Origin of the sequence: Methylobacterium sp. NPDC080182 (assembly GCF_050281105.1) — a bacterium.
GTDB lineage: Bacteria > Pseudomonadota > Alphaproteobacteria > Rhizobiales > Beijerinckiaceae > Methylobacterium.
The window spans coordinates 1-8,311 of sequence record NZ_JBNNWO010000050.1 but is presented as its reverse complement, the minus strand read 5'-3'; the positions used below and the strand labels follow the sequence as shown (position 1 = coordinate 8,311).

The 8,311-nt window shown below is 62.0% G+C and carries 8 protein-coding genes and 2 pseudogenes; 4 read left to right on the top strand and 6 right to left on the bottom strand.

Going from position 1 to position 8,311, the window contains the following annotated elements:
- Positions 1-362 precede the first annotated feature (362 nt).
- The gene (locus tag ACQKQD_RS33900) at positions 363-494 is read right to left on the bottom strand and encodes a hypothetical protein (RefSeq protein WP_427510975.1); all 132 of its coding nucleotides are present in this window, start codon (positions 492-494) and stop codon (positions 363-365) included.
- A gap of 94 nt (positions 495-588) precedes the next feature.
- Here ACQKQD_RS33900 and ACQKQD_RS33895 point away from each other — a divergent pair, with 94 nt between their 5' ends.
- Positions 589-879, top strand: coding sequence for a hypothetical protein (locus tag ACQKQD_RS33895; RefSeq protein ID WP_427510974.1), 291 nt, complete (start codon positions 589-591; stop codon positions 877-879).
- A 95-nt stretch (positions 880-974) separates the two neighbouring features.
- On the opposite strand, the gene ACQKQD_RS33890 is transcribed toward ACQKQD_RS33895, so the two are convergent.
- The 4 genes and pseudogenes from ACQKQD_RS33890 to ACQKQD_RS33875 all read right to left on the bottom strand — a co-directional run.
- Entirely contained in the window at positions 975-1,454 is a 480-nt protein-coding gene (locus ACQKQD_RS33890) for a hypothetical protein (RefSeq protein WP_427510973.1), read from the bottom strand.
- Positions 1,455-1,503: 49 nt separating this feature from the next.
- Positions 1,504-2,077 (bottom strand): annotated as a pseudogene (locus tag ACQKQD_RS33885) (recombinase family protein).
- Between the two features lie 312 nt (positions 2,078-2,389).
- Positions 2,390-4,087: a methyl-accepting chemotaxis protein gene (locus ACQKQD_RS33880; RefSeq protein WP_427510972.1), complete on the bottom strand. Its 1,698-nt coding sequence runs from the start codon at positions 4,085-4,087 to the stop codon at positions 2,390-2,392.
- A gap of 172 nt (positions 4,088-4,259) precedes the next feature.
- A pseudogene (locus tag ACQKQD_RS33875) lies at positions 4,260-4,805 on the bottom strand (IS630 family transposase); the annotation flags it as partial.
- 63 nt (positions 4,806-4,868) lie between these two features.
- Here ACQKQD_RS33875 and ACQKQD_RS33870 point away from each other — a divergent pair.
- The 3 genes from ACQKQD_RS33870 to ACQKQD_RS33860 all read left to right on the top strand — a co-directional run bounded on the left by ACQKQD_RS33870 (position 4,869) and on the right by ACQKQD_RS33860 (position 7,740).
- A protein-coding gene (locus ACQKQD_RS33870) for an IS3 family transposase (protein ID WP_427510971.1) occupies positions 4,869-6,106 on the top strand; the annotation gives its coding sequence in 2 pieces (ribosomal slippage) (positions 4,869-5,229 and positions 5,229-6,106; 1,239 coding nt in all).
- A gap of 71 nt (positions 6,107-6,177) precedes the next feature.
- Complete coding sequence (locus ACQKQD_RS33865; RefSeq protein ID WP_427510970.1) at positions 6,178-7,155, top strand: helix-turn-helix domain-containing protein; 978 nt, start codon at positions 6,178-6,180, stop codon at positions 7,153-7,155.
- A gap of 165 nt (positions 7,156-7,320) precedes the next feature.
- Entirely contained in the window at positions 7,321-7,740 is a 420-nt protein-coding gene (locus ACQKQD_RS33860; protein WP_427510969.1) for a protease inhibitor I42 family protein, read from the top strand.
- Between the two features lie 384 nt (positions 7,741-8,124).
- On the opposite strand, the gene ACQKQD_RS33855 is transcribed toward ACQKQD_RS33860, so the two are convergent.
- A partial coding sequence (locus ACQKQD_RS33855; RefSeq protein ID WP_427510968.1) for a transposase occupies positions 8,125-8,311 on the bottom strand: 187 nt, incomplete at its 5' end.

The following is an 8,311-nucleotide window of genomic DNA, read 5'->3' as shown; positions in this document are numbered from 1 at the left end:
CGTAGCTTCGTCAACTCCGCGCCGACCCGCTCGAAATCGGCTTCGAGGGCTGCACGCTGCCGCCTCACATCGGCCAGGGCGTTTGCGAGTGTGCTATCCTGTGACATCCGAACCGCGTCTCTCCATGATAGCACTACAAGCAGTCGCGCGCCGATCCGAACGAGCCATTGCCTCTGACCGTCGAGCTTCGCGCCCGCGGGTACGGCCCATACGCCACCGCCCCGTCGCGTACGAGCACCGAGCCGCAGCTCGACCCCGGGATCGAGATCTCATCCCCAGCCACCCCAGGCTGGAGGCGGCACGGCCACCTGCGCCCGGATCGAGGTGCCTGGTCTCAGGGGCCTGCCGATCCCAGGCGCGGCTCAGCGGTACAGCCCCTCCGCTCGCAGGCCATCGAGCAACACGTGGGCCTGCTCGTGCGCGAAGGCTTCGCTTCCATGCTCGCGGAAGCCGTGCTCGAACATCGGCAGCAGCATCCGCGTCGCCTGATCCATCGCCGAGCCCTTCCCACAGGACCAGGACCTCACGGTCGGTCAGGTCCTTGAGGAAACACCACAGCATCAGCATGAGGCTGAGCGCGGGACGCTCATGCCAGTCGGCGGTCATCAACCGCTTGATCCGTTCGAGCCGGCGCATGAGCGCCTGCCGCTTGGACGGGATCAGATCGGCAAACGGCTCCAAGCACGCGATCCGCAGCTTCTCGCACAGAGCCGCGATATCCGCCTCAGCCCTCGCTGTCAGGGCGAGATCGGCCGGGACGAAGGCGCCCGGCGCGCTCGCGATTGCGTAGACGAGGTAGGCGGGGATCGCGAGCTCGATCCGCTGACGGTCGGTCAGAGCGGGCATCAGGGCGGGCCCCGGCTGGAAGGCTGCTCGTGATAGGTGCTCTGCCTCGGCCTCACAACCAATGGATGAGGAGGCCGGCGAGGCCGCCGCGACGAGGGCGTTCAGGATCCGCGCTTGATCCGCAGCCGTCAGACTCCGGCGTCTGCGAACAGGTCGAGTTGGCCTGCAGGGATGCGCGTCCGACGGCCGGAGGTCCGGTGGAGGCTCCGCGGCACGGGCAGAGCCGGCAGAGGAAAGCCGGGCTTGCCGTAGAGCACGGCACCGACGATCCGGGAGCCATCGCCATGGCTGAACACGTTCGTGGTATGCGGCCCGGCCCGCAGGATCTCCTGCACCAGGGGCTCGTCCACGCTCATGTTCGACAGGCTCGTGAGCAGACAGGCGAGGCCCGCCACCTGGATGCCGAACGACTGGAACTCGACGACCCGCTGTTGCCAGACCTGGCGCACGGCTCCGGCGCTGGTGTTCGGGAACGGGTTCGGCGCCGGCCGTGTCGCCGCATCGGCCACGAACGCCGCGATCACCCGCCGATCGACGATGTGGTCGGACGCGAGCACGGCCGCGGCAAGCTGGTGCTGATTGATCGGCATGGCGCTCGGCAGAGGCATCGGTTCTGATCGGCTTCTGGCCGGTTCCGTCATCGTCGGCCAGCAGCCGTCAGCGCGACGGGTCGGCTTCCATCGGCCGTGGCTTGCCGACGGCTCTGTGAACGCTGCCCTTGCCGATGCCAAGGCGCGCGGCGATCGCCGCCATGCTGAGCCCCTCCGCCGCCAGGGCCTCGATCTCGGCCTGCCGCGCCCGCACCGTCGGCTTGCGGCCCTTGTAGCGGCCAGCCACCTTCGCCTTCGATGCCCTCCCGCTGACGCTCCAGCATGATCTCGCGCTCGAACTGCGCAATGCCGCCCAGGACGTTGAGCATCAGGCGCCCGGTCGGGGTGGCGCTATCGACGCCGAGGTTCAGGATCCGCAGGGCGACACCCTTGGCTTCGAGCGCGGTGATGATGGTGCCGAGGTGGGTGACTGAACGGGCGAGACGATCGAGCTTGGTGACGACGAGGGTGTCGCCTTCGCGGCAGAAATCGATGGCCGCCTCAAGCTGGGTGCGGCGTCCCACGGAGGAGACCTGCTCGCGGAACAGCTTTCTGCACCTGAGCGTGGTGAGATCACGGACCTGGGCGTCGAGACCGGCCTCCTGTTCGAGGGTCGAGGTACGCGCGTAACCGACGAGCATGAGACGCAGCGGTCTCTTGTTCCAATAGGTTCAACAACCTTAGCGCGATCCCGTTCCAAAACTCAAGACGACTGCTATTGGACTGTCGAGGCAGAGCGTGATCGTTCCAGCGGTCCCTGTTCCATTAGAGCTAGCCCTATTGGAAAGACCTCGCCGTTGCGCCTGATCATGAGCTACGAGCAACCGGGTCCGAGGCGCGCGCGATGGCGGCTACGGATCGGCTGCAGGCCGTCCGCTCGGGGGTGGTATCCCGCCAATCCGCTTCTGCGACGTCGGTCAACAGAAGCGGACATTCGAGCCAAAGATCCGGGATTAGGCCGCGCGTACAGTAGCGAGGAAGCGGGCGACCTCGGAACCGAGATGCTCGGATTGGCGCGACAGCTCGGAAGCCGCGGATAAAACCTGGCTGGCAGCAACTCCCGTTTCCTCTGACGCCTGTGCCACGCCCGCAATATTGCCGGTGACCTCGTTCGTGCCCGCTGAGGCCTGCGCGACGTTACGGACAATTTCTTGCGTGGCGGCGCCCTGCTGCTCCACCGCCGCCGCAATCGACGTCGCCACGCCATTAATTTCCCGGATCCGGTCGGTGATCCCGCCGATCGCCGTCACCGCCTGCGTAGTCACTCCTTGGACCTCGCCGATCTGACGCGCAATCTCTTGGGTCGCCTTCGCAGTCTGCTCGGCCAGCGCCTTTACCTCGGAAGCCACCACCGCGAAGCCCTTGCCGGCCGCACCAGCCCGCGCCGCCTCAATCGTAGCATTCAGCGCCAACAGATTGGTCTGACCTGCGATCCCTGAGATCATCCCAACCAGATCGCCGATTCGGGCGGTGGTTTGGCTAAGTGCCTGGACGAGGTGCGTGGTCTGGTCGGCTTCGCCCACCGCCGCCTGTGCGAGATGGGCCGAACCGGTCACTTGCCGGCCGATCTCCTGCACCGACGAGCCAAGCTCCTCGGCCGCTGCCGCAACCGTGTTGACGTTGGTAGCAGCCTCTTCGGCAGCGGCTGCTACGCCGGTGGATTGCGCGGCAGTCTCCTGGGCGGTTGCAGTCATCTGCTGAGCAGTTGCCTGGAGCTCCGTGGCCGAGGACGATACCATGCCAACAATGCCGCCGACAGCGCGCTCAAAGCCGTCGGCGAGTTCGATCATGGTGCGTCGGCGTTCGGCAGCGGCGGCCTCGTCGGCCCGACGTTTGACCTCGGCCTCCTCGGCAGCCTTACGGGCCACCATGGCCTTGATGCCCTCCACGGCCCGGCCGACAGCACCGATCTCGTCGCCCCGAACGGCTTCCTTGATCTGGGAGTCGATCTCGCCCTGCGCCATCCGTTGCAGTACGGCTACGAGGTTGGCGAGCGGACGGTTGATGCCCCCAATGACAATGGCACCGAGTAGGCCGAAGGCGATCACCAAGCCGATTGCCGCGCCGAGCGTCAGGCTCAGGCGAGCCCTATCTGCAGTCTCAGCCGCATTGACCTTCGCGTCGTTCAAGCCTTGAATGTTCGTCTCCACCCGCTTAGTCAGCGCTTCACCCACTCTAATCTGCGCGGGACGAACCTCAGTTCTCGAAATCCGGGCGGCGGCCTCGGTCTCGTTCTTGAGTCCGAGTGCAATTGACCGCTCAGCTGCAGTAAAGAAGTCCAGCAGGCTCTTTTTGATGCCTTCATTGTCTGTTCGGCGTTTTTCATCATCGGCCAAGTCAATTAGCCGATCGATACCGGAAAGAGCGCGTTCTTTACTTGCTTTAAAAAGATCGAGATGCTTCGCCATGACGGCATCATCCGTCTCAATGGTGATGTTCTTTTCTTCAATAACAGCCCTATCGATAGCTAATTCAATTCTTTGAGCCGCAATTGCCCGAAACGCATGGACATCGACGACTTGGCGCGTATTTTCCTCCAGATTGCTGAGGTTGGACCGCGCTACGAACACAACGGCTCCAGAGACTAGCGCTAAGATCAGTGCTGGTATCGATAATTTTGTGAGTATGCTGATATTGCGAAGAATTGACATGACCCAAGCCCACGCCTTCATGAATGCTGCTGTCGGCAGTCATTGCAATCGTTAGGCAAAGCATTCGAAATTGGTTAATTATTTCTAAATTTTGACCGACTGCAGAAAATTAGAAATCGAAATCGTCAATTTAGGATCAAAGGGTGCTCAGCGTTATACCAACTCTCACTGATCAGAACTCATGAGCCCAGGCCCGCAGGCCGATGGACATGATGCGCCAGGGCTGGTCCATGAGCTTGTTCCAGGCGTCGCAGCACTGATCGAGGATGGCCTCGTATGACGCAAAGATCCGGTTGCCGGGCCAGTTCTCACGGATGAACTGCCAGAGGTTCTCGACCGGGTTCAGTTCGGGCGAGCGCGCTGGCAGCGGCAGCAGCGTGATGTTGGCCGGCACGATGAGCTTCTGGGTCATGTGCCAGCCAGCCTGATCGAGCAGCAGCACGGCGTGCGCACCAGCGGTGACGGCCCTGGCGATCTCGGCCAGATGCAGGTTCATCGCCTCGGTGGTGCAGCGGGGCATAACGAGCCCGGCTCCCGTGCCACGAGCCGGGCAGATCGCACCGAAGAGATAGGCGGAGGCGGTGCGCTGGTCCTTTGAGGCTGCGGGCCGTGTGCCGCGGCGGGCCCAACGACGTGTGATCGAGTTCTTTTGACCGACCCGGTCCTCGTCGGAAAACCAGATCTCTATCGGCTTGCCTCCGACAGCCTGCGCGACCTCCTGAACCGCACCCCGTTTTGACCGGACAGGCGGCATAGCTCACGAAGGCATAGGCGTTGGCCTATGGGTAAGGCTATGTCATCCGATCCGACCGCCCCACCGGTGCACGGCGAGATCCTGTCCGGCGTTCAGCGTCGACGGCGCTGGTCCACCACCGAGAAGATCCGCCTCGTCGAGGAGAGCCAGCAGCCCGGCTCGTCCGTGTCGTTCGTCGCCCGCCGCTACGGCCTCTCGCCCAGCCTGCTGTTCTCGTGGAAGCGGCGCATGCTGGAGGGCGGCCATCAGGCCGTGCACGCCGACGAGGAGGTCGTCGGCACCAGCCGGGTTCGCGAGCTGGAGCGGCGCGTGCGCGACCTCGAACGTCTGCTCGGGCGCAAGACCATGGAGGTCGAGATCCTGAAGGAGGCGCTCGACCTCGCCCGCACAAAAAAACCGACCTCGCCGCTCGGCTCCTGGGGCGGTTCGACGGGCGGTTCGCGGTGAAGGCGGTCGCCGACACGCTCGGTGTAGCCCGCTCCCACCTGGCCGAGCGCCTGAGCCGCCCCGCCCAGCCGCGCGGTCCCTACCGCAAGCCCGAGGATGCGCTGCTGCTGCCGACGATCCGCGCGATCGTCGATGCCCGCCCGAGCTACGGCTATCGCCGCGTCACCGCACTGGTGAACCGGGCACTGCACTCGCGCGGCGAGGCGAGCGTCAATGCCAAGCGGGTGCTGCGCATCCTGCGGGCGAACGGGCTCACCCTCGCGCCGCACACCGCCCGTCGTCCCGGCCGCACCCACAACGGCACCGTGGTGGCGTTACGCTCGAACGTGCGCTGGTGCTCGGATCACCTCGAACTGCGCTGCCGGGACGGTGCGGTCGTCCGCGTGCTGTTTGCCATCGACGCGTGCGACCGTGAAATCATCGCGTGGTCGGCGACCACGACCGGCGTCTCGGCCGAGATGGTCTGCAACCTGATGATCGCCTGCTGCGAGCGCCGGTTCGGCGCGACGAAGACCCCGCACCCGGTCGAGTGGCTGTCCGACAACGGCTCCGCCTACATTGCCAAGGAGACAGCGCAGACGGCCGCCGCGCTCGGCCTACGGCTGCTGTTCACCCCGGTGCGTTCGCCGCAGAGCAACGGCATCGCGGAGGCGTTCGTGAAGACGCTCAAGCGCGACTATGCCCGCTTGGCAATCTTGGCCGACGCCGAGACCGTGATGCGGCTTCTGCCGGCTTGGTTCGAGGACTACAACACGATCCACCCGCACTCCGGCCTGCGCATGCTCTCGCCCCGAGAGTACCTCAGCCGGACTGCCTAAACCCGCCCCGCTGCCTGTCCGGTCAAACAGGGTGCACTCCAGACTCGTCAAATCTCGGCAGAGAGTTCTGCGTGTCGAAACTATCAGTTGTGCCAAGCCTGGTCGAAACAACCGCCCATATCGACGATAAGCATGCCTTTGAGTTCTGGCGCTACAGCGCGTTGGCTGGATTTGGTGACGTTGAACCAGTAAGGCCTCGGGAACCGTTCTCCGCCAAACGCCTCACCGTAACAATTGGCGACTGTATACTTTTGCATACGGTCAGCAGTCCGGTTTCGTTAGAGATCAGGTCGCGCCACATCGACCGGAACGCTCAGGATATGGTGGTCATCCGGCTAGGCTTGGTTGGGCTCGGCTACCAGACGCAGCTCGATCGTGGCGGCCGCCTTAGTGCTGGTGATCTGAGCTTCCTATCGAGGAGCCGGCCCTTAGTAACAGGCACCCAGACCCCATACGAAGAGATCCGGCTGGCTGTGCCACGAGCAACCTTCGAAAGCCAAGTCGGCAGCGTCGACGCGTTGGCAGGCCATTCCATCAGCGAGCTTTCTACGACAGCTGAAGCCCGGGCGAATTTGCGAAGATTGGCGTCGTCACTGGCTTGGATGACAGAATGCGAAGCGCAGGCTGCGCTCGAAGGAACCTTGCACCTGATAGGCCGCGCCATTGATGCTTCCGCATCTGCACGGGAGAGCCATCTCCCGCACGCAACAATTGCCTCGTTGACCCAAGCGTATGTCATCCGGCACCTTCGAGATCCCGAACTAGACCCAGCTTCTATTTCCAACGCTCTCAAGGTCTCTCGGACATCGTTGTATCGAGCTCTTGCAGAAACCGGCGGCATCTCAGCAGCAATCCGCGATGCGCGTCTTGATCTGGTGCAGCGGTGTTTGGCGGCACCTGGGAATGAGAGGATGAAAATCTCTACAGTTGCCTATGCGTGCGGTTTCACTGACATTCCTACGTTCAATCGGAGTTTTAGGAGACGCTTTGGCTCATCGCCTCGCGATTATCATGCAGCGTACGGCGATGGCACTTGTGATGCACCCTGAGTATTAGGCCGTATTGTTTGGCTGCTTTCAGGCAGGGCGTGACGCGCCGGGCACAGCTATCTTGGGTCGCTGTCGGATTGTCTGCTCGAGGTGGTTTTCCGTTTTTATCAATAGAGATCTGACTAGAATAAAACCACCCCTTAAATTGGTGAGCCCGAAGCAGGAATGTCTATATTTTTCAAAAAGCATAATATCATCGCTGTGATCATATTGTCATGCGTTCATATTTCTTCGCCATTGTCAAAAGATTATGACATCAGCGACCTTACGCCAATGCACGATGAGCGAGTTATAACGAGCGAAACGTCTGCTTCTGTAGGAGATACATTACCTATTAAATTGCAATACAATGCTGGTACTCCATTCTCGTGGCAATGCGCTTCAGCAAATGACAGCATTGCCGATGTCAAGGACCTTGGGGTGGCAAGAAATACTCCAGCAAATGACGGTATGGTAGGTTTTAGACAGAGCAGGACATTTATAATTAGCGCAATAAGATCTGGTGATACCACGATTAAATGTGATTTAATGTCATTTGACGGCCATTCAGTTTCCGCAGTATCTTTACTTATTAACATCCAGTAGCGGTTTTATCGCGATATATCGGTTCGTCACTCATCTATTGACCAGTAAGCCCCAGACGATCGCAGTCCTCACGATCATGTGGCGTAGGCCTGATTCGGTCGAGATCGTCGACCACTTTAGCTGAGAGGCTTCAGGTCGACGACGGCCCGCGGCGTGCTGGTGTCTGCTTTGGAGGCCAAGGCAGGTGAAGCTTTTCGACTGGTTTGGGTCCAGGCCGTGTCAAAACGCCGGGAATAGGCGCTGCGCTCGGATGACGCTCCGATCTTGCGAAAATGGGCTTTCCGTCGCTTGGAGCGACTTTTTGTGGTCGAGCGACGATCCGTTTGAGCGTAGGTGCTGCTGGACGGCTCTTCAGCCTCTCAGCGAGCGATCTAAGGCCCTTGCTCAGGCGGGGATCGCTGCCAGAAGCTTCCGGCTTCCCATGATGTTGAGAACCCGCGTCAGATTGTAGGCCAGGACCTGGAGTGCCATCTCGGTCGAGACGCGCGGCAAGGTCTTGGTCAAGAAGTGCGTCGCCCCCATCCGCGCCTTCAGCGTGCCGAAGGGGTGCTCGACCGTCTCGCGCCGGACC